We start from the raw sequence: 25,055 nt of genomic DNA on the forward strand, positions 1-25,055 counted from the left end.
TAATATTTAATATAGGAATGCTTAGTTATTTCAAGTATTATGATTTTTTCTTGCAAAATGTTAATGCATTAATTGGAACTCATTTTACATTATTATCATTAACGTTACCGCTCGCGATTAGTTTCTATACGTTTCAAAAGATCGCATTTTTAGTAGATACGTATCGCGGGGAAACGAAGGCATGTCATTTTCTTGATTACGCATTGTTTGTAACGTTTTTCCCACAGCTTATTGCAGGGCCGATTGTACATCATGCGCAAATTATGCCGCAGTTTGCGGATAGTAGCAAAAAGCGCTGGCAATCGAAGTATATCGTTCTTGGTATATTTGTATTTGCAGTTGGTATTTTCAAAAAGGTAGGTATTGCAGATGTATTATCACCCCTTGTACATGAAGGGTTTGATGTGCAGCAATCATTAACATTTGTCGAAGCATGGCTTTCGTCGTTAGCGTTTACGTTCCAATTGTATTTTGATTTTAGTGGATATAGTGATATGGCAATTGGAATCGCTTTAATGTTTAATATTAAATTACCTCAAAACTTTAATTCGCCGTATAAAGCAGTGAATATACAAGATTTTTGGCATCGTTGGCATATGACGCTTAGCCAGTTTTTAACGAAGTACGTGTACATTTCTCTAGGAGGAAATCGAAAAGGAATTACGCGTACATACGTAAATATTATGATTGTATTTTTAATAAGTGGACTTTGGCACGGAGCTGGTTGGACATTTGTTTTTTGGGGGTTCTTGCACGGTTTGGCTTCTGTTATTCATCGCCTATGGAGTAAAGCAGGAGGGCGCATGCCAGCCTTAGCTGGTTGGTTCGTTACGTTTTTCTTCATTAATATAACGTGGGTATTCTTTAGGGCAACATCTATGCATGATGCGGTGAAAGTGTTAAAAGGAATGTTCGGGCTAAATGGAATCGAATTAGCAAATAGCGTATTCCCAGCATTTATAATAGAGAAGCTGCAATTTTTAAAAGAGTACGGTGTTTCATTTAGTGAAGGGTACCATGTCTCTTTATTAGATCCAAAAATGGTAGCGTATATTTTCGGAGCGTTATGTATTAGTTTCTTCTTAAAAAATTCAATTCAGTTAAAAGATTCATTCCTTCCGAATGTATGGACTGCTTTATTTACTGCAGTATTACTCGTATATAGCGTGTTACATTTAACGAGTATTAGTGAATTTTTATACTTTAATTTCTAGGTGGAGAATATGAAAAACAAACATTGGCTTATTTTCGTTTTTGTATGTGTTTTTGTTCCTCTGGCAGGTGTCGGGATATTTAATAGCTATATAGATTCACTTTGGTTATTCCCGCATAAAAATAAGTGGAATGATGTGCAGTACGGGTTTAACGAGAGACAACAGAAAACAAATTATATAACGTACCGTCCGTTTACATATGATGGAGTTATACTTGGAAGTAGTAGAACGACTTTTATTAACGAGAATGACTTCACCGGGTTAAACGTATTTAATTATGCGGTAAGCAGTACAGATCCGCGTGAGTATGATGCATATATTGAATATGCAAAAGAACAAAAAGGTAGTGGACTCGAGTCTATTGTACTTGGTTTAGATTTCCTTGGAACGAACAAAAATAGGGAAATTGGTTTTGATAAACCAGAAGCGTATATTAAGCAGGCGCAAAGTTTATTGTATCCGATTAAATCGTATGTAAGTATGGACGGGATTACTTATTCAAAGAATACAATTGCAAATTCCACCCATCATAGTACGAATCTTGACCGGTACAATCGAGAGAATATAAAATCGATGCGCGATTATACGAAAGAAGAACGTGATGCGCAAATAGTGGCGCAAGTAGATAAGTTTAGTAAAGAGATTTATGGCGGGAATTATGAGTATCAAAATATGAAAGAAATATTAGGAACAGTAAAGGCTCATAATCCGAACACGAAGTTTTATATTTTTACAACGCCTGTTTCAGAGCCTCTGTTCCGTACGATGATTCAATCAGGGCGATGGGAAGATTATAAAAAATGGCTTCATGACGCTGTAGATGTATTTGGAGAAGTGCACCATTTCATGTATCTTAATTCCGTTACAACGAATTTAGATAACTATATGGATGGGCATCATTTCAGACCGGAAGTTGGAAAGTTGATTGCGCATAAAGTTGTAAATGAGGAAGATAGCAACGTCCCGAAAGACTTCGGTATTGTTATTACGAAGGATAATATTGATGAGGTGTTGGAGGAGATTCGGGCGTCTTTTCAATAGGGGAAGCTTGAAAGGCTAGATCATATGTGATCTAGTCTTTTTTTATAGATTGCTGCTTTATCAAACTTTGTCGGTAAATCGATATCTTCTGTAGAATCATTAATATAATTTCATGTATTACTTTCAAAAGAAGAAGCAGCATCCATTTGGATGCTGCTTCTTTTATTCCACCTCTAAATCAACAATTAAGTAAGCGAGTATAACAACGAAGAAAATACTAACGGACGGCGCTGTTAATACGTGGCCGGACATAAAGCCAATTCCAAGTGATAGTACAACGGTGCTAGCTAATAGCATATATTTCACGGTTAATATTTTCTTAAAGTTTGTTATGATGCTGAGTAATAATTTAATACCGAAGTAAAGGAATGGTATGAAGTAAATAAGAGAACCGATGATTCCAAATGCAAAGAATATGTCATGGAAGTCCATTTCGATTAATTTAATTTTAACCGTATAGTTACCAGCATAGCCCATTCCGAATAATTTTTGTGATAGTGGTGCGTCTTTATAGTATTGTTTGTATACTTTTAAAAACTTATCGCGATCACTGTAAATTAAACTTTTGACCTCAGAGTCTGTTAGTTCACCTTTTGCATGTTTTTTCTCTGCGTCAGGATCTTCTTTAATTATTTTTCCTTCTTTTCTATCCTTTTCTTCTTGTACTGATTTTTTGTATTCGTATATTTGCATGTGGATGCCCATATTTTTTGCGATAGGAGTATGCGGTGTAAGGGCAATTAAACCTCCTAAGATAATAGCGGCAACAACTGTATTTACGAGATATGTGAATCCTTTTCCTTCTTTTTTGCGATGAACCATATATTCAATGAATGAGAATAAAAGTGCCACGCCAAGCGTTAGAACAATTGCACCATATCCTACTTTAGTTCCGACCATAATACTTGCATACATCGCGAGTATTGTTGGAATCCAGTAATAGATTTTCGAGAAAGAAGTTGTTTTATGAATCGAATATAACACTACGATTGGGAACATAATTGCAAAAATAGAACTTAAATCATTCCCAGCAAAGAACCAACCTCTTGAACCAATCTTTGAGTGTGGGTAGCTTGGGAAATCTGTACTAGTTTGCATCGCAACAATCAGTGTGATGCTTAAAATTAAAGTTGCATATAAGAAATATGTAATGATTTTATGAAATGTATATTCTTTATTTTTTAACTCTTTAAAGGCGATAATATATCCAAACAGTAGCACAATTGGATATATGCTCTTTAAAATAAATTTCACTTCTTCGCCAAATGAAACTGGGGATTTAATCATCATATTATTTGCAAGACCAATTGCTAGTACGATACCGAGTAGGCATAAATAGAGAATGTACTTTTTCGCTCCATGTTGATTTCTATGAAGAAGTAGATAACCTAATGCAAGAAGCATAAAGGCGAAACGGACTACGATTCCAACTGTTGCGCTCATGTGTAATACATAGATTGAAAAAGACGTTAATAAATCTAAAATTGGTTGAAACACAATGAATAGCAATAGGAAATGCGGGAAGTAGTTATCCGTTTGTTTCAACTTATTAACCATATATTCCTCCATTTCTTCATTCCTTTAGTTCAATACCCAAGAGATGGGGATAAAAGCCTTATTTACATAATAAGGCGAATGAATTTCAATATTTGTTTTTTTGCATCAAACTTAAGAATACACCATTTCATTGTAATGGTAAATAGATGAAAAGCATGGATAAACCGACTTTAATTTCTATATTTTTTAACGAAATTGTATGTTTTATACGGAGATATATACAAATTATGAGGATGTTAGACAGAAAATTAAGAAAAAAGAAGGATTTTTAACATACTTTCTATAATTATATAAGTATAATCTTTATGTTGAAAAGAGGGGTATATATAATGGAAGTAACAAGTAAAACAGAATCTGTTGTTGTGAAATATGAAGGGCGCGTAGCAACGGTTATGGTTAATCGTCCAGAGGTTTTAAATGCATTAGATGAACCGACGTTAAAAGAGTTATTACAAAAGTTGAAAGAAGTGGCGGAAAGTTCTGTTCACGTTGTTGTGTTGTGCGGAAGTGGCCGTGGTTTTTCTGCGGGTGGAGATATTAAATCAATGCTTTCAAGTAATGATGAAAGTAAGTTTGAAGGCATCATGAATACAATTTCTGAAATCGTTGTGACGTTATATACGATGCCGAAGCTTGTTATTAGTGCAATTCATGGGCCGACTGCTGGACTTGGATTAAGTATTGCATTAACAGCTGATTATGTCATGGCAGATATATCATCAGTTATTGCGATGAACTTTATTGGAATCGCTTTAATTCCAGATGGTGGCGGCCATTTCTTCCTTCAAAAGCGCGTCGGTGAAAATATGACGAAGAAAATCATTTGGGAAGGGAAGAAATTATCAGCGACAGAAGCGTTAGATATCGGTTTAATTGACGAAGTAATCGGTGAGGATTTCCAAACGGCTGTGAAGCAAAAAATTAATGAATGGTTACAAAAACCAATCAAGGCGATGATTCAAACGAAACAAATTTTATGTGAAGTAAATCGTTCTAATTTAGAACAAACGCTTCAGCTCGAAAAGCGTGGTCAATATGCGATGAGACAAACAGCGGACCATAAAGAAGGTATTGCTGCTTTTCTAGAAAAACGTTTACCAGCATTTAAAGGGGAATAAAGTGAAACTTTAATCCGTGGGGATTTGTTTATCCCCCGCGGATTATTAGTCTTACTGCCCGTTAATTCGAGATAAAGGGAAGAAAGTGCTAACACATTTTAGTATAATTGTGTTAGCACTTTTTTTAGGAGTAATAAATGAAGAAAATTATCGGTGTTATCGTTATTATTTTACTTACATATTATGCTTTGCATAGTACACCATCTCTTGCGGTACGGACTGCATTATTCTTTGAGGGATATCCAGCTGTTGCTTTCTCTGGTGAAGTGAAGAAAGAACGGGATGTGAAAAAAGAGGCGATTCCTGATGAGTACCAAACCTTATACGGCGATAAGAAAGAAGAACCAGAGCATTATTTCTTTCCGGTAGTAAAGGCGCACGGATCAGGAATTGATATGTTAAGTGCTTGTGTGAAAAAAGAGTGGTTTTTCTATAAAGCAGAGCTTGGGTGTTATTAACAGTGGGAGGAAAAGTGATGTCAACTTATAACAGGTTAGTAAGAGATCGTGTCCCGGAGAAAATTTTGATGTCTGGAAAAACATATACAGCACAAAAATTAACAGGGCAAGCTTACATACAAGCGTTAGCGAAAATTGGTACAGAAGAAATTCGTGAATTTGCTTCGATGAAAGAGCGTGAACATGCGCTAGATTCACTTGCAGATGCACTTGAAATTATTATTTCATTAGCGCGTGCAGAAGGTGCAACAATGGAAGATGTAGAGCTTATTCGTAAGCAGAAAGAAGAAGAGCGCGGCGGATTTACAAGAGGGATTTATTTGATGGACGTTTCGGAAGAGTAGTTTTATCCCGCTATTTGCGGGCAGTAAGACCCCAAACTCAAAATTCGGCGAATGCGAGGGAGTTGGGCTGTCCGTAAAAGCCCGATTGATGCGGGCTGATTAAAGTTTCACTTTATAGAAAAAGCACAGTGTTAATGGAGATAATGCGGTGCTTTTTTGTCATTGAGATTAGGATAAAGTGAATTTTATTATAATTTAGAAAATTAAACTATATGAGTAGAGGTTTTATCGTAATTTCGCTATACTGAATAGTAGAGAAAATGAGGAGGAAACGACAATGGCACATCATACGAAAGAAACGATGGAACTTATTAAGGAGCTTGTCTCTATTCCAAGTCCATCTGGAAACACGGCGAAAATTATTAGTTTTATTGAAAACTATGTAAGTGAGTGGAATGTAGAGACGAAGCGTAATAATAAAGGCGCTCTTATTTTAAAGGTTAAAGGAAAGAATGATGAGCAGCATCGTTTATTAACTGCACACGTTGATACGTTAGGTGCGATGGTGAAAGAAATTAAGCCTGACGGTCGTCTTCGTCTATCTATGATTGGTGGATTTCGCTGGAACTCTGTAGAAGGGGAATATTGCGAAATTGAAACGTCAAGCGGTAAGAAATATACAGGTACAATTTTAATGCATCAAACTTCTGTCCATGTGTACAAAGATGCAGGGGAAGCGAAGCGCGATGAGAAAAATATTGAAGTGCGTATTGATGAGCGTGTCTTTTCAGCAGATGAAGTACGTGAGTTAGGAATTGAAGTAGGAGACTTTGTTTCATTTGATCCACGCGTTCAAATTACAGAGAGTGGATACATAAAATCACGTCATTTAGACGATAAAGTAAGTGTTGCAATTCTATTAAAATTAATTAAAAGATTACAAGATGAAAAGGTAACATTACCGTATACAACTCATTTTTTAATTTCTAATAATGAAGAAATTGGGTACGGTGGAAACTCAAATATTCCAGAGGAAACGGTAGAATATTTAGCAGTTGATATGGGAGCGTTAGGTGATGGACAAGCATCTGATGAATATACAGTATCCATTTGTGCGAAAGACTCTAGCGGTCCATACCATTACGCTTTACGTAAACATTTAGTTGAACTGGCGAAAGCGAATGCTATTGAATATAAAGTGGATATTTATCCATACTACGGATCAGACGCATCAGCTGCGATTCGCGCTGGATTTGATGTGAAACATGCATTAATTGGAGCTGGTATTGATTCTTCTCACGCATTTGAGCGTACGCATGAAAGCTCGATTGCACATACAGAAGCGCTTGTTTATGCATATGTATTATCAGAAATGATAGTAGAATAGTGAGAGGGTGGTTGATTCTATGAATCAACCACTTTTTTTGCATAAAAACTACTTAAATTGTATTGTATTTTACAATATTAAGAAATTAGGTTTACTATAGAATTCTAGTATTATAAAATGATAGAGGCGCACTAATTTTTTTAATTTATTTTGCTAAAATTTATATATTAAGATTACACGTTTTTAAACATTCATTTTCGAGGGGAGTATTATTATTTATGAAGTATCGTGCAGTCGCGGCTGGTATTTTAGCCGCAAGTTTATTATCATCTCCAGTTAGTAGTTTCGCAGCAGCGAAGAAGTTTTCGGATATTCCTACATGGGCGCAGGAATCGGTTGACTATTTAGTAGGGAAAAAAGCGCTTGATGGAAAACCAGATGGAACGTTTTCTCCATCTGAAGCAGTAGATAAAGGATCAGCTGCAAAAATATTAGCGGCAGTTCTTGGCTTACCAATTGATCCAAAAGCGAAACCATCTTTTAAAGATTCGCAAGATCATTGGGCAGCACCATATATTGCTGCGGTAGAAAAAGCGGGTGTAATTAATGGAGATGGTACTGGGAAATTCAATCCATCAAGCCAAATTAACCGTGCATCAATGGCATCTATGCTTGTACAAGCATATTCATTAGATAAGAAAATTATTGGAGAACTTCCAACGCAGTTTAAAGATTTGGAACCTCATTGGGGTAAGAAACAAGCTAATATTTTAGTAGCTTTAGAGATTTCAATGGGTACAGGAAATGGCTGGAATCCTGACGGTACTGTAACTCGTGCTGAAGCAGCTCAGTTCATCGCAATGGCAGATAAAAATAAAACAAATACATCGAAAAGAATGTATATGAATAGAAACTTTATTACATATCATCAAGCATCGTTATCATCTGGTATTACTGACGTTCAACATAAGCCACAAATGATTGAAGTGAAAGAGCAAAGAGCGGACGGTTGGTTGAAGGTTGTAACAAGTAAAGGTGAGAAGTGGACACCATTACAAGAAAAAACAGAGTCTATTAATCAGGAATTCACTACATATCAAGAAGCTTCACATACGTCTACAGTGGCAGGCACACATAAAGCACAACAAGTAACTGTTATTGAAGAAAAAGATAGCTGGAGTCGTATCCGTATGGGGGCTGGTTTCCAATGGGTGGATAAAAATCAATTAAACCCAGTGAAGCAAGGTAACTTCCTAGAAGGTAAAGCGATTATTATTGATCCAGGTCATGGTGGAATTGATTCGGGGAACCCTGGTTATTATGAGAAAGAAAGTAAAACCGTATTAGATGTATCATTACGATTACAGAAAATATTTGAGAAAAAGACACCGTTTACTGTGTTATTCACTCGTACAGATGATACACGTCCAGGAACAAGTGGTCCTGATTCTTTAAAAAAACGTGTAGAATTTGCACAGCAAAATAATGGAGATATTTTTGTAAGTATCCATGCTAATGGTTCTGACTTGAAAAATGGACAAGGCACAGAAACATTATATTATGATTCAGCACGAGCAAGAGCAACGAATCCAAATGTAGAAGAGAGTCGATTATTAGCAGAAAAAATTCAAAAACGTCTTGTGAATGCACTTGGAACAAAAGATCGTGGTGCGAAACATCAGGACTTATACGTAACTAGAGAAAATACAATGCCAGCTGTATTAACAGAATTAGCATTTGTAGATAATAAAAGCGATGCTGATAAAATTGCTACACCAGAACAGAGACAAAGTGCAGCAGAAGCTATTTATCAAGGGATTTTAGATTACTACGAAGCAATGGGTAACAACGTATCTTCTTTCCGTTAATAAATAAAAGAGATTGCCATAGGCAGTCTCTTTTTATTTATAAAACAAATTATAAAGGTTTCTCTTTATTTCGGGCATATGATATCATTTAATTTTATATGAAAAAGTATTTGAGTAATTTTGATCATAACAATTTTAAACGATAAAGGATGATAATAGATTGAGTAATCATAGTAAAACACCTGCATGTATATATACGTATGCATTTCGCGAAGAGGAGCGTGCTTTATGTTACTTGGAAATGCGCTCGTTCTTTGGGATGGAGTCTCACGTTAATATTTTAAAAAGTGAAGTCAAGATTGCTCCGAGTAGAAGTCCGTTTATTAAAGAGCGCGTCGAGGTTATGTATGAAGGGGACGACTTAGAAAGCATTTTAAAACAAGTGGAACAAATTGATTTAGCGGGAGCGACATTCAAAGTTATCTTCGTTAAAATCAATGATCTTGGTAAAGAAAATAAAATTGAATATGGAGAAAGACGCCTTATTGAACGAGACCTTGGTATGCATATTGAAGGAGAAGCGGATGTTCGTAATCCAGAGCGTGTATTCGGGATTGTTCCTCTTGGAGGACGGTGGTACTTCGGACACTATGTAGAAAGTGATCCAGTTTGGTATCATCACATAAAAAAACCGCATAGCTATTCGACATCACTGAGCACACGTGTTGCTAGAGCTGTCGCAAATATCGCTGTACCAAACCCAGAGGGAGTACGAGCTATTGACCCGTGCTGCGGCATTGGAACAGTAGTAGTAGAAGCGCTTTCTATGGGGATTAACATCGTTGGTAGAGATATAAATCCACTTGTGGTGCTTGGAACGAGGAAAAACATCGCACATTTTGGGTTTGAAGGAACAGTAACAAAAGGTCCAATCGAGGAAATTACTGAGAACTACGACATTGCAATTATCGATATGCCCTACGACTTATTTACGCACGCAACACCAGAAGACCAGTTCTCCATTCTTTCAAGTGCGCGCCGCATTGCAAAAAAGGTAGTCGTTGTTACGATGGAAACAATGGACGACATGATCCATGAAGCAGGATTTGAAATTACAGATCGCTGTATCACAAGAAAAGGATCATTTTCTAGACAAATTCTTGTTTGTGAATAGGAAAGGTCACCCGTTTATTAAATTAATAAATTACAGGATAGTTAGTCCATTATGAGGCTGATTATCCTTTTTTATTTAACAACAAATACAAAAACTCCATTTTGAATAAAGATTGATCAAAATGGAGTTACCCTTTTTAGCTAAGTATGAGATTTTTATAAAAAAGTTTGATTATTTTACTGAGCCTTAATGAATAACATTTCAAGAATACCAATAAAAAGCATAATCAGTCATAACTGAAGAATCACCCAACTGATGTAACATAGCTGAAATATTCCCTCTATGATAGGTTCCATGATTCACAACGTGTAAGACCATTTCAGATATACTTGTTTCTCTTAATCCTGCCCATGGATTATCCAACATTATTCTCTTTTCCATATCTTCCTGTCTGTTCAAAAAGGTTTTAAACCGGGATGTTAAAGTGTGAAATTCCGTTTCTAAGTCTTCAATGGGCAGTTTCTCAATCTTTTCTTGAATTTGAAATGAAGATTGCATTGCTTCATTCATACTCTGACCCTCAAGGATATGAAGCCATCCATATTCCACCAAATAGAGATGAGATAAAACCTTTGAAACAGAAGAAAAGACACTTTTCATTTCCTTTTGATATTTCTCAGGAGAAAGTGTCTTAAGATGATCAATAATCCGTTGATTTGCCCATACATGATAGTTATATAGATTTTCTACATGATTTGCCATACAATCGCCTCCTTATCATCACGTTTTTTAATGTTCTTTATCAGAATGAATTATTCCTTTAAATATCATTACTTATTTGATGAGATCTTCAACTAAATGGCCCAATTGTTGAACAAAGGTCAAAGCAATCTTCAACTAACCTGCCCCGTTAGTTGAAGTACATTTCTTCACAATGTTTATCGTTAGATTAACATAAATATCCAACAAGAAAACATCAAACCTCTAAGAAATCTATAGAGGTTTGATGTTTTTAATCAATCTTTTTTACAAAGCTACACTTGTGACAAAAAAGCTTATTTTTTCATTTTGTGGTGATTCTGAATTCTTAAGTTGATGGGCATGCCTGTGTGGGTGACCTTTTTTGGTTTGTATCAATGTGTGATTAGTTGGTAGTTTGGATGGGAGGTTTGACGGGATTTGTTGAATAGACGATATATCTCGAGAGTTGCTTTGTTAGTAAATTACTCTTCTTTCGTCTTCTCTTGTTGTGCAATTAGTAAATTGCGTAATACGTGTCCGCGGTAACTTTCTAGTTTTCGTCCTTCATGATAGCGAACACCTAATTTCTTTAGTTCAGCTACGTACCAGCCTTTCGTTCCGTAATACATGAGACCACTTCCTTCTTTCTTTTGAACAGTATATGTGCCTGGGCGAGAGAATTTTCTTGTTTATTCATGAAATTTGCGGGGTTTAATATTGAATATTCAGTTTATTTTCATTATGATTAACTTATTATCGGATGACAGTGATTAGCCTCGCTGTAAGCCCGAATGCCTTTTTGAAAATGAATAGAGGAACAACTTCTTTCCACTTGAACTTCCTTAGCAGAAGTACGAGCTATAAGGATAAGGGTAGTAAAATTCAATGCAAATGTGTACATTGTTTTTCTGGCTCTTAACATAGTAATGGAGGATGAAATATGCGTAAAGGGACTTTTTTTATGGCAGGACATTCGAGACTTCCGAAAGGGATGGCTGTTCGCAGTATGTACGAGACACTAACAATTACAATTGAGGCAGATCATAAATATCATGTCATTATTGAAGCGTCATGTACGCTTGCGACAGAGCATGGTAGAGACTTCGTTGCTCAAATTTTGAGAGGACATAGTTTGCAAGATGGTATTGAAGAAATCGTTCAAGATATTACGGATCATTATCAAGGAAAAGCGAAAAATGCGATCGTCAGTGCGGTAAAAGATTTACATCGCCAATATGTAAGTTATTTAAATGATGAACAGCCCAGAGGAGAGTACGAGGAAACAACACCATAAAAACTATCTAGTTTACAACCATAAACGAGAGCCAGTTGTATTTCTTTTAAAGAGATACGACTGGCTTATTTTATTGAGGAGGCAAGGAATATGAAAAAGTTAAATGAAGTTCAAGTTGTAAAACAAGAGATGAAAAAAAGAGGGTGCGTAGAAAGTAAGGGGATTTTTAAAACGTATAAAGTATGTAGAGAAAATAATAAAAAACGAATTGACAGTTAGAATGTTTTGAATTGTTATTTAATTAATAAGATCCATACGAGAAATTAGCCTTCTCTATATTCGATCTTGCTTTCCTGTTTTACAAATATTTTCATACAAACTGTCTATTATTATTGTACTTTAAGAGATTAAAGAACACTCGTAATTATGAGCCAGTTGTACGTTTCTACGATTTTATGTCGTGGTATGCGTATAACTGGCTTTTTCGTTGTTAGGACAGTAAGACCGAATCTCAGCATAAGAAGATAAGGATAACTGTCTGTAAAAAGCGTCAATACATTCTTCATATTTAAATTAGGGAGGAATTGAAATGTCGATTATTACAGAACAAAATGCAAAGATGAAATTTGCAAAGAAATATGAGGGGTATGAAATTGCTCCTCATCCAGAGCATAAACGTTTATATCATATTACGCTAAACCAGCAATTGCTTAAGCAGTTTTTTGAAGAGGTAAAAGAGCATTCAGAGCAGTCACTGCAATATATTCCTTATTCTCGATTTAATCTTGCGGATGGAATGAGAAAGATTTTTGGGCAATCATTTATGGATAACATTCGCGGCATTATTCATGACCGTGAAACGGGCGGATTTACAATTGGGGTACAAGGTGAAACGTCAGATCCAGCAGACTACGTGAAATTTGCAACAGCATTAACACATTTAATCGGGGAGCCGAACTTTGATGCAATGACAGGAACGTATTATACTAGGTTTAATGTGAAAGATACGGATAGTAGTGATTCTTACCTTCGTCAAGCGTACCGATTGTTTACACTGCATACAGACGGTACATTCGCTGATGAGCCGACAGATTGGCTTCTTATGATGAAAATTGAAGAGCAAAATGCAGTAGGAGGAGAATCTCGTTTACTACATTTAGACGATTGGGAAGACCTTCAGAAATTTAGAAATCATTCGCTCGCATCTGTTAAGGTTACGTATAAAGCACCACCAAGTAAAAATTCGCAAGAAATCGTCTATCGTGAAACATTTTTTGACGTAAATAACGCACCATGTATTTGCTTTATTGATCAGTTCGCTTATCCAGATAATATTGAACAAGCAAACTATCTGAAAGACTTATCATATTCTGTTGAAAACTCACCAGCAACACATGCATTGAAATTACCAATTGGTGACTTAGTTCTTTTAAACAACTTATTTTGGATGCACGGAAGAGCTGCATTTGAAAAAAATAAAGATTTATATAGAGAACTAATGCGTCAACGTGGTTGTTTTTCTAAATAAGTTTGTACGGCGGGTCTTAAAAAGGGCCTGCCTTTCATCATATTAAGGGGGAAGTAGGATGTATGACTTTATAATTATTGGCGGAGGAATTGTTGGGCTTTCAACGGGAATGGCTTTAACGAAAAAATTCCCTCGTGCGAAAATCGCGATCATTGAAAAAGAAAAGGAACTTGCACATCATCAAACTGGACATAATAGCGGAGTAATTCACTCTGGAATTTATTATAAACCAGGGAGTTATAAAGCGAAGTTTGCCAAAGAAGGAAACGCAGCTATGGTTCAATTTTGTAAAAAAATGACATCGCTTATGACATGTGCGGAAAAGTAATTGTCGCTACAGAAAAGGACGAACTTCCTCTTTTACATAACTTATATGAAAGAGGCTTACAAAACGATTTACATATTGAAAAGATAGGTAAGGAAGAATTAGCTGAAATTGAACCTCATGTAAAGGGACTTGGCGCAATCCGTGTTCCATCTTGCGGGATTGCTGATTATAGAGGAGTAAGTTATGCATTTGCTCGCTTAATTCAAGAAAGCGGCGGAGAAATACATTTAGGAACAACAGCGGAGCGTATTACTGAGAAGAAAGACGCTGTAACAATTGAGACGAATCAAGGGATATTTAAAACGAAATTTCTCATTAACTGCGCCGGCTTACATAGTGATCGCATTGCGAAAAAGACAGGGATATTAACGGATATGAAAATCGTTCCGTTTCGTGGTGAATATTACGAACTTGTCCCAGAAAAACGCCATCTTGTAAAACATTTAATCTATCCAGTTCCAAATCCAGAATTCCCATTTTTAGGCGTTCATTTCACAAGAATGATAAACGGAGACGTACATGCAGGACCGAATGCAGTATTAAGCTTTAAGCGAGAAGGCTATACGAAAACGGACTTCGATATTAAAGACTTCATGGAAACAATGACATACGCAGGCTTTTGGAAAATGGCGATGCCAAATATGAAAGAAGGCATAAAAGAAATGGTGCGCTCATTTAGTAAACAATCATTCCTAAAAAGCTTGCAGCGCTTAATACCAGAACTTACAGAGAAAGATATTGTCCCAATCCATGCAGGTGTAAGGGCACAAGCCATTTTATCAAACGGAAATATGGTTGATGACTTCTGCATTATCCCTGGTGTAAATTCCCTGCATATTTGCAACGCACCATCCCCGGCCGCAACGGCTAGTATAAAGATTGGTGAGGAGATTGCTCAGCAAGTGCCGGATGTGGTGGCGGTTAGGGTTTGATGGGTAATGGGTCCCCTGAGTGATTTGAGTCATAAATCCGCCTCACTTTGAACGATAATATTACCGTAAATCATGAATTTGAAGAACCCCTTCTCATAAAGTAAAACTTTAATCAGTGATGGTTTTTCTTCAGCATTAGGGCTACGAAATTGAAAAATATTTAAAGAAAATACGATATCACTTCTATTTCTAGTTTATTAAAGTAGGCTTTATAGTAAGGATTTCTAAAAATATAAAGGAGGGATATGCTTTGTTTCCAGGTACTTTATATGAAACACATGTTAAAACAAAAAATTTAGAAGTGGCAAAAGAGTTTTATACTAAACTTGGATTATTTCATGCTCGCACTATTGAAGAACGCCGTGTAGCTTTCTTTTGGTTTGATAAAGAAAATAAGAAGGAACAAATGCTGGGCATTTGGGAAGTATCGGAAGAAGCATTCCATACAAGTCACTTTGCATTCAAGGTTAACTATGAAGAAATCATTCATGCAAGAGAATGGCTTCTTCATAAAGGAATAAACCCAAGGGGTGCGTTCGGTCTTGAACCTTCAGAGCCTATGGTTCAAACTTGGACACCTAGTGCAAATCTTTATTTTTACGATCCTGACGGCAATTCTTTAGAATTTCTATGTTTACTTCCTGAAAAGAAAAAAGTAAAACAAGATGTCATGTATTTGAGTGAGTGGGAAAGCTTGGAGAGTGAAGAATAAATTCGATTTTTAACTCAAATCCCGTAAATCTATGGCTTAAATCATCCCCTGAGTTTTCGGGGGATTTTTTTGTTTTGGGGCTAATAATCACCTACTGTATAAAAAAGTAGACAGTAGTGTGTATTTTTCAAAAAATGTATACAGATTTATACTCTATGCGTTGGCATGATACTTGCAATGAAAATAGTATCAACATATAGGGGAGAGATAGAAATGAAGGTTAGTAAAATATACACAACAATTGATGCTCACGTAGCTGGGGAACCACTTCGAATCATTACGGGCGGAGTGCCAGAGATAAAGGGAGAAACGCAACTAGAAAGACGCGCATACTGCATGGAACATTTGGATCATCTTCGCGAGGTTCTTATGTATGAACCGAGAGGACATCACGGAATGTACGGTTGTATCATTACTCCGCCCGCAAGTCCTCATGCTGATTTTGGCGTATTATTTATGCACAATGAAGGCTGGAGTACGATGTGTGGTCACGGAATTATCGCTGTTATTACAGTGGGAATTGAAACAGGTATGTTTGAAGTGACAGGGGAAAAACAAAAATTCATTATCGATAGCCCTGCTGGGGAAGTTATTGCGTACGCAACATTTAACGGGAGCGAAGTAGAGTCAGTATCATTTGAAAACGTTCCTTCGTTCGTATATAAGAAAGATGTTCCTATCAAAATAGATGACTATGAATTTCAAGTAGATATCGCGTTTGGCGGAGCATTCTACGCTGTAGTGGATAGTAAAGAGTTTGGTTTGAAAGTCGATTTCAAAGATTTAGCTGCAATTCAAACGTGGGGCGGTAAAATTAAACACTACATTGAAAGTCAAATGGAAGTAAAACATCCACTTGAAGAAGATTTAAAAGGAATATACGGAGTTATTTTCTCAGATGAGCCGAAAGGAAAAGACGCTACTTTACGAAATGTAACGATCTTTGCTGATGGGCAAGTAGACCGTTCCCCTTGCGGTACAGGAACATCCGCAAGAATCGCAACTCTTTTTGAAAAAGATGCCTTACAAAAAAGAGAGATGTTCATCCACGAATGCATTACTGACGGCCAATTTGAGGGAGAAGTATTGTCGGTAACAGCGGTAGATACATATGAAGCTGTCGTTCCGAAAGTAACGGGGAATGCATTTATTACAGGATTTCATCAGTTCGTTGTAGATCCGAGGGATGATTTGAATCGGGGATTTTTGTTAGGATAAGAGGAGGAGGTGGAAAGATATGCTAGTCATAAGCGCGAACGAACAACGAAACTTAGTAAATATGAAGGAAGTCATTGAATACGCGGCGCTTGCTTTAAAAGAATTTTCAGCAGAAAGAACGATCACACCAATTCGCGGTTCATTACCATTTGCGAAAGAGCAAAATACCGCATTAATTATGCCTTCAGTAGCGGAAGGGCTTGAGGCACTTGGCTTAAAAGTAGTAACGGTAGTCCCGCAGAACAAAAAGATAGGAAAGAAAACGATAAACGGAATTGTTATGCTATCAGACTTTCAAACGGGAGAACCGCTCGCACTTTTAGAAGGATCGTACTTAACGATGATTCGAACAGGCGCCTTATCAGGAGTAGCGACAAAACATTTAGCTCGTCATAACGCAAAAAACTTATGCATTATCGGTACAGGTGAACAAGCGAAAGGAATTGCAGAAGCTGTATTCGCGGTTAGAGATATCGAAAAAGTAATTTTATACAACCGAACGGAAGAAAAAGCCTATGCATTCGCGCAATATATACAAGAGAAATTTAACAAACCAGCGTACGTTTACAGGGATCCAAATGAAGCAATAAGCGAAGCAGACATCATCGTCACAACAACGAATGCATCCACACCAGTCTTCTCAGAAAAACTACAAAAAGGCGTCCACATAAACGCCGTCGGTTCATTTAGATCGAGCATGCAAGAACTACCATCCCACGCCATCGCGAACGCAAACAAAGTAGTAGTCGAATCAAAAGAAGCAGCACTAGAAGAAACAGGTGACCTTCAAGTTCCTATAAAAGAAGGCTTGTTTGAGGCAAGTGACATCCATGCTGAGCTTGGTCAAATTATAGTCGGGGAAAAGGCTGGTAGGGAGAATGATGGAGAGATTACTATTTTTAAATCAGTGGGTTTGGCGGTAGTAGATATAATCGTCGCGAAATACTTATATGAAAAAGCGATGGAGCGTGGAGTGGGTACTACGATTCAGTTGTGAGGCTGCCTTTTGGTGGTCTTTTTGTTTATAATGCGCGTATGCATCTCAATTGTAATGTGTAGTGTTTGCAAAGAAATTATGTGATGTATCATATATTCTGTTAAAATTAAACAAAAATGCATATAAGAAATTGCAGGTGAGAAACCTTGGATTTAGTTCGAAAATTAACTCGTATTTATGGCTTAGGGCTTTGCTGTGGGTTGTGGAGTAAAGCTGAAGTAATTCAATGGTGTGATAAATTGATTGAAGCAAGTGACAGTCCGCCATATGAAATAATTGAGATATCCTTAATGTCTAAAGCAAAGATAGATGATATTGAAGGGAAGTTATTTGAGTTTAGTAGCACAGTTGATGAAGAATAAACTGTTAAGTTAACTCTTTCCGTCATTCATGAAAAACTAAAAGAACATGAACTGACCATTGAAGAATCAATTAAATGCACCACCAGACTTTTAGTCAACAGGGGGGTGTATTGGGAAACTGAATATTTTGAATTATATAGTCTAGATGATAGCTATGACTTAGCTAAAGATGGTGTTCATTTTGATTTAAGTGAAGTTATTCATACATATATTGAAACGTTAGGCGTTTACAGTAAGTATTTTAGGGGATTTGAAAAGCTGTATTTTAAAGTAATGGGAAATGAGTGGGATAGATAAAAAGAGTTGAAGAAACATTATTTAGTAACAAGAGGGCTTGTCCGTAATCACAGTATTAATATGAGCGAAAATTTTAATATATATCAGTATTGGACTCTATTGGAGTTGTCTTTGCTTGTCCCTTATTTTCCAATTGGAGAATAAGGGACAAAGTTTTATGAAGGAGTAAATTTAGACACCAAGTATGCAGCTTTTTTACCATTCTCGCCATTCTTCTGTTATGTCTTCTTCGGATTCTAAGCCAGCTATTCGTGCTGCTGTATCGATAAATTCATAGAGATCTTCTCTTTCCATTGTTTCGATAAAATAGTCATGTTCGTCATTTAATTCATTTATATTAACAACTACTTCTTTAACGACTTGCATTATTTTGACTTCGGTTGGATTCTCTCCCAATAGCTCTAAATTGTTAATGTAAGTGTCGAGAACTTTATTTGTTGCACTTATATTTTCTTCAGTGAAAAACTCGCCATCTTCATCATTCTCAATCCATGGGGTTGTGGGTTTGTTTTTTTTCAATTCATCAAATGTCATAAGAGCCTCCTAAAAGTGTTTTTTATCTTTAATCCCATTCTACATTTTCAATTATATATAACAACCATTTCAGAGAAACTTTCTGTAGGTTGCTAGTTTTTCAACGCATTTTACGAGGCCATCTATTCGAGGTCTTTTTATTTTCTCCCCCGCATAAATATAGTTTATCGCAAGAATTCATTAATAGATTTCAAACTGTCTATCTTTGCGAAAAAGTTTGACAATACATACGGGTAGTGGTAATTTAAAACCTATAAGAAAACTCGGTATTAATTCCGAGTTTTCTTATAGGTGTAAATAGTCGAGAGGGGTCGAAATATGAAGAAGAAGTTGTTTGCATTACCATTTGTCCTACTATTACTTATTGCATTAGCGGCTTGCTCAGGGGAGAAAGATTCTTCGAAGCAAGCAGGAACTAGTAAATCGGGGACTCCGAAAGATGGAGGAACGTTAACGGTTGGTGTTAGTGATAATCCAGATACGATGAACCCGCTTTATGCGAATGATCGAGTGTCATTAACGATACAGCAAGCTTTATATGCACCGCTGTATCATATGGAAGACGGTAAGAAAAAGTTTGTTCTTGCTGAGAGCTTTACTCCTTCAGAGGATCAATTAACATGGACTTTAAAATTAAAGGACAATTTGAAATGGCATGATGGTAAGAAAATTACATCAGATGATATTGTATTTACATTCAAATCTATTCTAGATGAGAAGCAAAATAGTTCAAGCCGTGAAAACTTTATTTTTAAAGGAAAGCCGCTTGAGGTGAAAAAAGTGGATGAGCTAACGACTCAATTCGTTTTACCACAAGTAAGTGCATCTTTCGAAGGGGTTATGAATGATTTCTTCCCAATTCCGAAACATGTATTTGAAGGTGAAGCGGATTTAGTGAAGAGTAAGAAAAACCTACAACCTGTAGGATCAGGTCCATTTAAATTAAAAGAGTTTAAATCAGATGAATATGTTGCGCTAGAGCGATTCGATGATTATTTTGCTGGTAAAGCGAAATTAGATTCTATCGTGTACCGCGTTGTAAAAGACCGTAATACAGCAAATGTTTCACTACAAAATGGTCAAATCAATATGAAAATGATTGAACCGCAAGACTTTAAGAAATTAGATAGCACTGGGAACTTCTCAATGGTCACATTCCCTGAAGGTAGATTATTCTACTTAGCTTATAACTTTAATACAGACCTTATGAAGAAAAAAGAAGTGCGCCAAGCGATTGCGCATGCATTAGATAAGAAAGAAATGATTAACTCAGCATTCGTTTCTAGTCAATTTGCAGAACCGGCAAATTCAATCTTAACGCCAGACGCTATGTATTATGCGAAAGATATTAAAGAGTATAAGTATGATCAAAAAGAAGCGAAAGATTTATTAGCAAAAGCTGGTGTGAAAGATAAAGAAAAAATCCGCGTTATGTATGTAACGAATAATAAAATCATGGAAAGTCTAGCACTTTATACACAGCAAAAATTACAAGAAGTTGGCTTACAAGTTGAACTGAATGCATTAGATGCTAGTGCAGCAAGTGAAAAAGGCTTAGATAAAGAGAATAAAGAATATGACATTACATTCGGTGGTTACATAATGGGACCAGAGCCTGATTCATATAAGAGCTTATTCTTAAGTAATGCAGAATACAATTATGCACGTTATAAAAATGCTGACTTCGATAAGTTATGGGAAGAAGCTGCGGTTGAAACAGATAAAACAAAACGCGCAGAGCTATACCATAAAATCCAAGATACAGCTAGAGAAGACTTACCTTATCTTCCAATCGCATATCCGAAAGCAGTTATTGCAGTAGATAAAAAGTTTGATGGGTTAAAAGAAGCAAAAGCAATTCCAGTTACAATGTTTGAAGATCTATCGAAAATTTATGAAGTGAAATAAGAAACTGTAAAGAAGCTGGTGAAAATCAGCTTCTTTATCCCGCTTTAATGGGCAGTAAGACTCCCACCTCAAAATTCGCTGAATGCGAGGAAGTTAGGTGGAAGTCCTGCTGATTAAAGTTTCACTTTATCTTGAGGGGGGAAGTTTGTGTATAAAGTAATTGCAAAGAGGTTTTTAAATGCAATTCCGCTTTTATTTGTTATTTCTATTATTTCTTTTCTATTAATAAAACTAGCGCCGGGCGATCCCGTTCGAAACTTTGTAACGCCGAATATGAGTCCGATTGACGTTGAACGTATTCGCAAAAGTTTAGGACTAGATCAGCCGATTTACGTGCAATATTTTTTATGGTTAAAAAATATTTTAACAGGGAATTTTGGATACTCACTTCAAAACCATCGTCCTGTTTTAGAACTTATTACAGAAAGATTACCCGCAACAATCGGGTTAATGGGATCATCTTTACTCGTCTCATTTGTAATCGCAATACCGCTTGGATTATTTACAGGTGTGAAAAAGAACTCGTTCTTTGACCGCATTGTGAACTTCATCTCCTATGTGGGAATCTCAATGCCAGTCTTTTGGTTCGCGTTACTATTAATCTACTTATTCTCTTTAAAATTGAACATGCTTCCGAGTATGGGTATGCGCACAGTCGGTCAAGATTCCTTCTGGGATATTGTCCAGCACGGTATTTTACCTTGCATGCTGCTAGCGTTCCAAAACATCTCTGTCTATATGAGATATATTCGCTCAAGTACAATTCAGCAATTAGAGGAAGATTACGTACAAATTCAATATGCGTACGGTGCTTCACAGAAAACAGTTTTATTTAATCACGTACTTCGAAACGTATTAATACCGATCATTACAATCTTCGGATTATCCATTCCAAGTTTAGTAGGCGGAGCGTTCATTACGGAAACAGTATTCGCATGGCCGGGACTTGGTTCACTCGGGGTAAATGCTATTTTTAGATTTGATTATCCAATTATTATGGCAATCACATTATTATCATCGTTCATGTTAATTCTCGGTAATTTAATTGCTGATATTTTATATGGCGTAGTAGATCCACGCATTCGAATGAGGGGGTGATTTGGAATGAACAATAGGAGATTTCAAACGATAAAAAATAGTTTTACAAAAAATAAGTTTGTAGTAATGGGAGTTATTATACTGGGTGTTTTAACAATCGCGTCTCTTTTCGCATTCGTATCACCGTACGATCCTAGTAAAATGTCGATTCCAGATCGTTTACAAGAACCGAGTATGAGTCATCCGTTCGGCACAGATGATTACGGAAGGGATTACTTAACGAGAGCGTTATATGGCGGACGAGTTTCCCTTGCTGTTGGTTTTCTAGCGATGGTTGTTTCCATTACAATCGGGACCGCAGTAGGAACAATTAGCGGATATTTTGGCGGAAAGTTAGACAACTTCTTAATGCGAATTGTTGAAGTTTTAATGTCAATTCCATCATTCTTTTTAATGCTGTTATTAAATGCGTATTTAAAACCAGGAATTACAACGCTTGTTCTTATTATTGGATTACTAACGTGGATGGATACCGCACGTATCGTAAGGGCAGAAACGTTATCTGTGAAAGAGCGTGAGTACGTTTTATATGCAAAAGTATCCGGACAAAAATCATTGATGATTATTGTAAGACACATCATTCCGAACATTTTATCCACCATTATAATCGCAGCGACATTAACAATTGCGACATCAATTTTAATGGAATCATCACTTAGCTTCTTAGGATTAGGTATTAGAGAACCAGATTCTTCTTGGGGCAGCATGCTAAATAATGCGCAAGGATACATAGGTGAAGCTTGGTATTTAACACTCTTCCCAGGGTTCCTTATTTTATTAACAGTACTAAGTTTTAACGTAATCGGTGAAGCGTTGAAAAAAGCTTTCGCGCCAAAAGGGGCTCATCATGAGAACTAATGCTTTAAGTGAGGGGGAGTGAAAAGCGTGTCTGAAAAACTATTAGAAGTAAAAAATTTAAAGACTTCTTTTTTCATAGAAGACGGCGAAGTAGAAGCGGTTCGCGGCGTTTCATTTAGCTTGAAAAAGGGTGAAGTCGTTGGGATTGTTGGCGAATCGGGAAGCGGAAAGAGTGTTATGGCGAAATCGGTTATGGCTCTCGTTACGTCGCCAGGGAAAGTGAAAGAAGGAGAGATTCTTTTTCAAAATGAAAACGTGCTTTCTAAATCGGAGAAAGAATTACGCTCTATTAGAGGAAATCAAATTTCACTTATTTCCCAAGATCCAATGTCGGCATTAAATCCAGTTGTGAAAATTGGTAAGCAAATGACAGAAGTAATTATAAGGCATCAAAAAGTGAAAAAGAAAGAAGCACAAAATATCGCGGTCAACTTACTAAAACAAGTCGGTCTTTCTTCACCGGAAGAAAGGGTAAAACAATATCCGCATGAACTAAGCGGCGGTATGAAGCAGCGGGTTATGATCGCAATGGCAATGTCTTGTAACCCAGACCTTCTCATTGCGGACGAACCGACGACAGCGCTTGATGTAACGATACAAGCACAAATACTAGATTTAATGAAAAACTTAAAAAACGAAACGAATATGTCATTACTTCTTATTACACATGATCTTGGAATTGTTGCGCAAAACTGTACACGCGTCATCGTTATGTACGGCGGGCTTATTATGGAAGAAGGACATGTACTTGATATTTTTCAATCGCCGAATCATCCATACACGAAAGGGTTATTAAACTCTCTGCCAAAAATATCGAACGGAGTAAAAGAAAGACTAGCACCAATTCAAGGTGTAACGCCCAACTTACTACATCCGCCGAAAGGTTGCCCATTCGCAGAGCGTTGCCCACATAAAATGGACATTTGTGAAAAAGAACGTCCGCCATATTTTGAAATCGGAAACGGAAGACGCTCTATGTGCTGGCTAAACGATAGGGCGGTAGGTGATTCCCATGCATGAAGAAAACTTAATTGAAGTTCGGAACTTAAAAAAGTATTTTCCTATTAAAAAAGGACTATTTGGCAGAAAAACAGAGCAATTAAAAGCAGTCGATGACCTAAGCTTCACAATTAAAAAGGGTGAAACATTCGGACTAGTAGGAGAATCAGGCTGCGGAAAATCAACGACAGGAAGAAGTATCATTCGCTTACACGATGTAACTTCAGGTAACATTCTATTCGACGGAAAAGATATCGCAGATCTAAAAGAAAATGAACTAAAAGAATATAGAAAAAGAATGCAAATCATTTTCCAAGACCCATACGCATCATTAAACCCGACAATGAACGTATTCCAAATTATTAGCGAACCGATGAACATTCATGGCCCTTACACAGCCGAAGAAAGAAAAGAAATCATTCTAGACCTGCTCAATAAAGTAGGACTAAAAGAAGAACACCTATATCGCTACCCGCACGAATTTAGCGGAGGCCAAAGACAGCGCATTAGCATCGCGCGCGCACTATCTGTAAAACCTGACTTCATCCTATGTGACGAACCAATCTCAGCACTAGATGTCTCAGTCCAAGCACAAGTCGTAAACATGCTACAGGATATTCAAGAAGAAACAGGCGTCACATACTTATTCATCGCACATGACCTATCCATGGTAAGACACATATCAGACCGAATCGGAGTCATGTACCTAGGAAACATAGTAGAAATTGCCGACAGCGAAGACCTATACACAAAACCGGCACATCCATACACACAAGCACTACTCTCATCCATGCCAGAACCAGATCCAACAAGCACAGGCAAAGAACGGATCATTCTGCAGGGCGAAGTTCCAAGCCCACTAAACTCACCATCCGGCTGCAAATTCAGAACGAGATGTAAATTCGTAACCGAAAAATGCGCACAGGAAGTACCGAAGATGGTTGAGATTGCGAAGGGGCATGAGGTGGCTTGTCATTTGTTTTAGAGGGAGAGCATCGGGGGAACCTGGTGGTATTTCAGTTGGTAATATGATAGCTGGTATGGCTTGTAGCGTTAAATAATTTATATAATAAATAATAAACAATAAACAATAAACAATAAACATAAAAAAGAGCTAAGGTTCTCATACAGCCTTAGCTCTTTTTTATGTTTGTTAAACAATATCCTTTCAAAAAAATATTTAAGTCTATCTTAATGTATAAAGACAGGGAAGGATTATATTTAATTCCCTTCCATACTTCTGATGGGGTGGACATCAATGAGATGTGGTTTTTTGTTCACGGATTTTTAACATCTTTATTTACAGTGTTTTGAATGTAAACTAATAATAAAAAGTTTGCTTTCAAATTAGAAAAGGTTAGTCCTTCACTCCACTCCAGCTAAAAACC

At 36.7% G+C, this 25,055-nt stretch carries 23 protein-coding genes and 2 pseudogenes; 21 read left to right on the forward strand and 4 right to left on the reverse strand.

Annotation, left to right across the window (positions count from 1 at the left end):
• Positions 1-1,214, forward strand: a 1,214-nt coding sequence (locus AB3X49_RS06020) for an MBOAT family O-acyltransferase (protein ID WP_367960980.1), incomplete at its 5' end; no start/stop codon positions are given.
• 9 nt (positions 1,215-1,223) lie between these two features.
• Positions 1,224-2,255 carry a hypothetical protein gene (locus AB3X49_RS06025; RefSeq protein WP_367960982.1) on the forward strand — a complete coding sequence of 344 codons (1,032 nt, stop codon included), beginning with the start codon at positions 1,224-1,226 and terminating at the stop codon, positions 2,253-2,255.
• 162 nt (positions 2,256-2,417) lie between these two features.
• Here AB3X49_RS06025 and AB3X49_RS06030 read toward each other — a convergent pair whose 3' ends face one another.
• Positions 2,418-3,812 carry an O-antigen ligase family protein gene (locus tag AB3X49_RS06030; RefSeq protein WP_367960984.1) on the reverse strand — a complete coding sequence of 465 codons (1,395 nt, stop codon included), beginning with the start codon at positions 3,810-3,812 and terminating at the stop codon, positions 2,418-2,420.
• Between the two features lie 329 nt (positions 3,813-4,141).
• Here AB3X49_RS06030 and AB3X49_RS06035 point away from each other — a divergent pair, with 329 nt between their 5' ends.
• From AB3X49_RS06035 to AB3X49_RS06060, 6 genes are all read left to right on the forward strand, one after another.
• Positions 4,142-4,930, forward strand: coding sequence for an enoyl-CoA hydratase (locus tag AB3X49_RS06035; protein WP_002010905.1), 789 nt, complete (start codon positions 4,142-4,144; stop codon positions 4,928-4,930).
• A 137-nt stretch (positions 4,931-5,067) separates the two neighbouring features.
• Complete coding sequence (locus AB3X49_RS06040; RefSeq protein WP_367960986.1) at positions 5,068-5,388, forward strand: YjcN family protein; 321 nt, start codon at positions 5,068-5,070, stop codon at positions 5,386-5,388.
• 17 nt (positions 5,389-5,405) lie between these two features.
• Complete coding sequence (locus AB3X49_RS06045; RefSeq protein ID WP_002125566.1) at positions 5,406-5,732, forward strand: nucleoside triphosphate pyrophosphohydrolase; 327 nt, start codon at positions 5,406-5,408, stop codon at positions 5,730-5,732.
• 277 nt (positions 5,733-6,009) lie between these two features.
• On the forward strand, positions 6,010-7,059 hold the full coding sequence (locus AB3X49_RS06050) for a M42 family metallopeptidase (RefSeq protein ID WP_367960988.1): 1,050 nt from the start codon (positions 6,010-6,012) through the stop codon (positions 7,057-7,059).
• Positions 7,060-7,277: 218 nt separating this feature from the next.
• Positions 7,278-8,867, forward strand: coding sequence for an N-acetylmuramoyl-L-alanine amidase (locus tag AB3X49_RS06055; protein WP_367960990.1), 1,590 nt, complete (start codon positions 7,278-7,280; stop codon positions 8,865-8,867).
• Positions 8,868-9,027: 160 nt separating this feature from the next.
• Positions 9,028-9,981: a TRM11 family SAM-dependent methyltransferase gene (locus AB3X49_RS06060; protein WP_367960992.1), complete on the forward strand. Its 954-nt coding sequence runs from the start codon at positions 9,028-9,030 to the stop codon at positions 9,979-9,981.
• 201 nt (positions 9,982-10,182) lie between these two features.
• Here AB3X49_RS06060 and AB3X49_RS06065 read toward each other — a convergent pair whose 3' ends face one another.
• On the reverse strand, positions 10,183-10,683 hold the full coding sequence (locus AB3X49_RS06065; protein WP_367960994.1) for a DinB family protein: 501 nt from the start codon (positions 10,681-10,683) through the stop codon (positions 10,183-10,185).
• A 461-nt stretch (positions 10,684-11,144) separates the two neighbouring features.
• The gene (locus tag AB3X49_RS06070) at positions 11,145-11,291 is read right to left on the reverse strand and encodes a YflJ family protein (RefSeq protein ID WP_000291372.1); all 147 of its coding nucleotides are present in this window, start codon (positions 11,289-11,291) and stop codon (positions 11,145-11,147) included.
• 311 nt (positions 11,292-11,602) lie between these two features.
• Between AB3X49_RS06070 and AB3X49_RS06075 the strand changes: the two genes are divergently transcribed.
• From AB3X49_RS06075 to AB3X49_RS06110, 8 genes and pseudogenes are all read left to right on the forward strand, one after another.
• On the forward strand, positions 11,603-11,956 hold the full coding sequence (locus AB3X49_RS06075) for a DUF3870 domain-containing protein (RefSeq protein ID WP_367960996.1): 354 nt from the start codon (positions 11,603-11,605) through the stop codon (positions 11,954-11,956).
• 90 nt (positions 11,957-12,046) lie between these two features.
• Positions 12,047-12,175: a hypothetical protein gene (locus AB3X49_RS06080; RefSeq protein WP_273539319.1), complete on the forward strand. Its 129-nt coding sequence runs from the start codon at positions 12,047-12,049 to the stop codon at positions 12,173-12,175.
• Positions 12,176-12,485: 310 nt separating this feature from the next.
• A complete protein-coding gene (gene glaH, locus AB3X49_RS06085) occupies positions 12,486-13,424 on the forward strand; it encodes a glutarate dioxygenase GlaH (RefSeq protein WP_367960998.1) in 939 nt (312 codons plus the stop codon).
• 58 nt (positions 13,425-13,482) lie between these two features.
• Positions 13,483-14,684 (forward strand): annotated as a pseudogene (gene lhgD / locus AB3X49_RS06090) (L-2-hydroxyglutarate dehydrogenase).
• 250 nt (positions 14,685-14,934) lie between these two features.
• On the forward strand, positions 14,935-15,396 hold the full coding sequence (locus AB3X49_RS06095; RefSeq protein ID WP_215577418.1) for a VOC family protein: 462 nt from the start codon (positions 14,935-14,937) through the stop codon (positions 15,394-15,396).
• Positions 15,397-15,561: 165 nt separating this feature from the next.
• Entirely contained in the window at positions 15,562-16,614 is a 1,053-nt protein-coding gene (locus AB3X49_RS06100; RefSeq protein ID WP_078203463.1) for a proline racemase family protein, read from the forward strand.
• Between the two features lie 19 nt (positions 16,615-16,633).
• The gene (locus AB3X49_RS06105; RefSeq protein ID WP_367961000.1) at positions 16,634-17,611 is read left to right on the forward strand and encodes an ornithine cyclodeaminase family protein; all 978 of its coding nucleotides are present in this window, start codon (positions 16,634-16,636) and stop codon (positions 17,609-17,611) included.
• A gap of 146 nt (positions 17,612-17,757) precedes the next feature.
• Positions 17,758-18,270, forward strand: a pseudogene (locus AB3X49_RS06110) (protein kinase).
• Between the two features lie 195 nt (positions 18,271-18,465).
• Here AB3X49_RS06110 and AB3X49_RS06115 read toward each other — a convergent pair.
• Positions 18,466-18,804 carry a hypothetical protein gene (locus tag AB3X49_RS06115; protein ID WP_002125589.1) on the reverse strand — a complete coding sequence of 113 codons (339 nt, stop codon included), beginning with the start codon at positions 18,802-18,804 and terminating at the stop codon, positions 18,466-18,468.
• 318 nt (positions 18,805-19,122) lie between these two features.
• Between AB3X49_RS06115 and AB3X49_RS06120 the strand changes: the two genes are divergently transcribed.
• From AB3X49_RS06120 to AB3X49_RS06140, 5 genes are all read left to right on the forward strand, one after another.
• The gene (locus AB3X49_RS06120) at positions 19,123-20,712 is read left to right on the forward strand and encodes an ABC transporter substrate-binding protein (protein ID WP_367961002.1); all 1,590 of its coding nucleotides are present in this window, start codon (positions 19,123-19,125) and stop codon (positions 20,710-20,712) included.
• A gap of 147 nt (positions 20,713-20,859) precedes the next feature.
• Positions 20,860-21,810: an ABC transporter permease gene (locus AB3X49_RS06125; RefSeq protein ID WP_367961004.1), complete on the forward strand. Its 951-nt coding sequence runs from the start codon at positions 20,860-20,862 to the stop codon at positions 21,808-21,810.
• A gap of 6 nt (positions 21,811-21,816) precedes the next feature.
• A complete protein-coding gene (locus tag AB3X49_RS06130) occupies positions 21,817-22,668 on the forward strand; it encodes an ABC transporter permease (RefSeq protein WP_002035185.1) in 852 nt (283 codons plus the stop codon).
• 27 nt (positions 22,669-22,695) lie between these two features.
• Positions 22,696-23,688, forward strand: a complete 993-nt coding sequence (locus tag AB3X49_RS06135) for an ABC transporter ATP-binding protein (protein ID WP_002169052.1) — start codon at positions 22,696-22,698, stop codon at positions 23,686-23,688.
• A complete protein-coding gene (locus AB3X49_RS06140) occupies positions 23,681-24,652 on the forward strand; it encodes an ABC transporter ATP-binding protein (protein ID WP_367961006.1) in 972 nt (323 codons plus the stop codon). Before AB3X49_RS06135 ends, AB3X49_RS06140 begins: the two co-directional genes overlap by 8 nt.
• Positions 24,653-25,055 lie beyond the last annotated feature (403 nt).

The sequence above is a fragment of the Bacillus sp. C30 genome (genome assembly GCF_040838255.1).
Classification (GTDB): Bacteria; Bacillota; Bacilli; order Bacillales; family Bacillaceae_G; genus Bacillus_A; species Bacillus_A mycoides.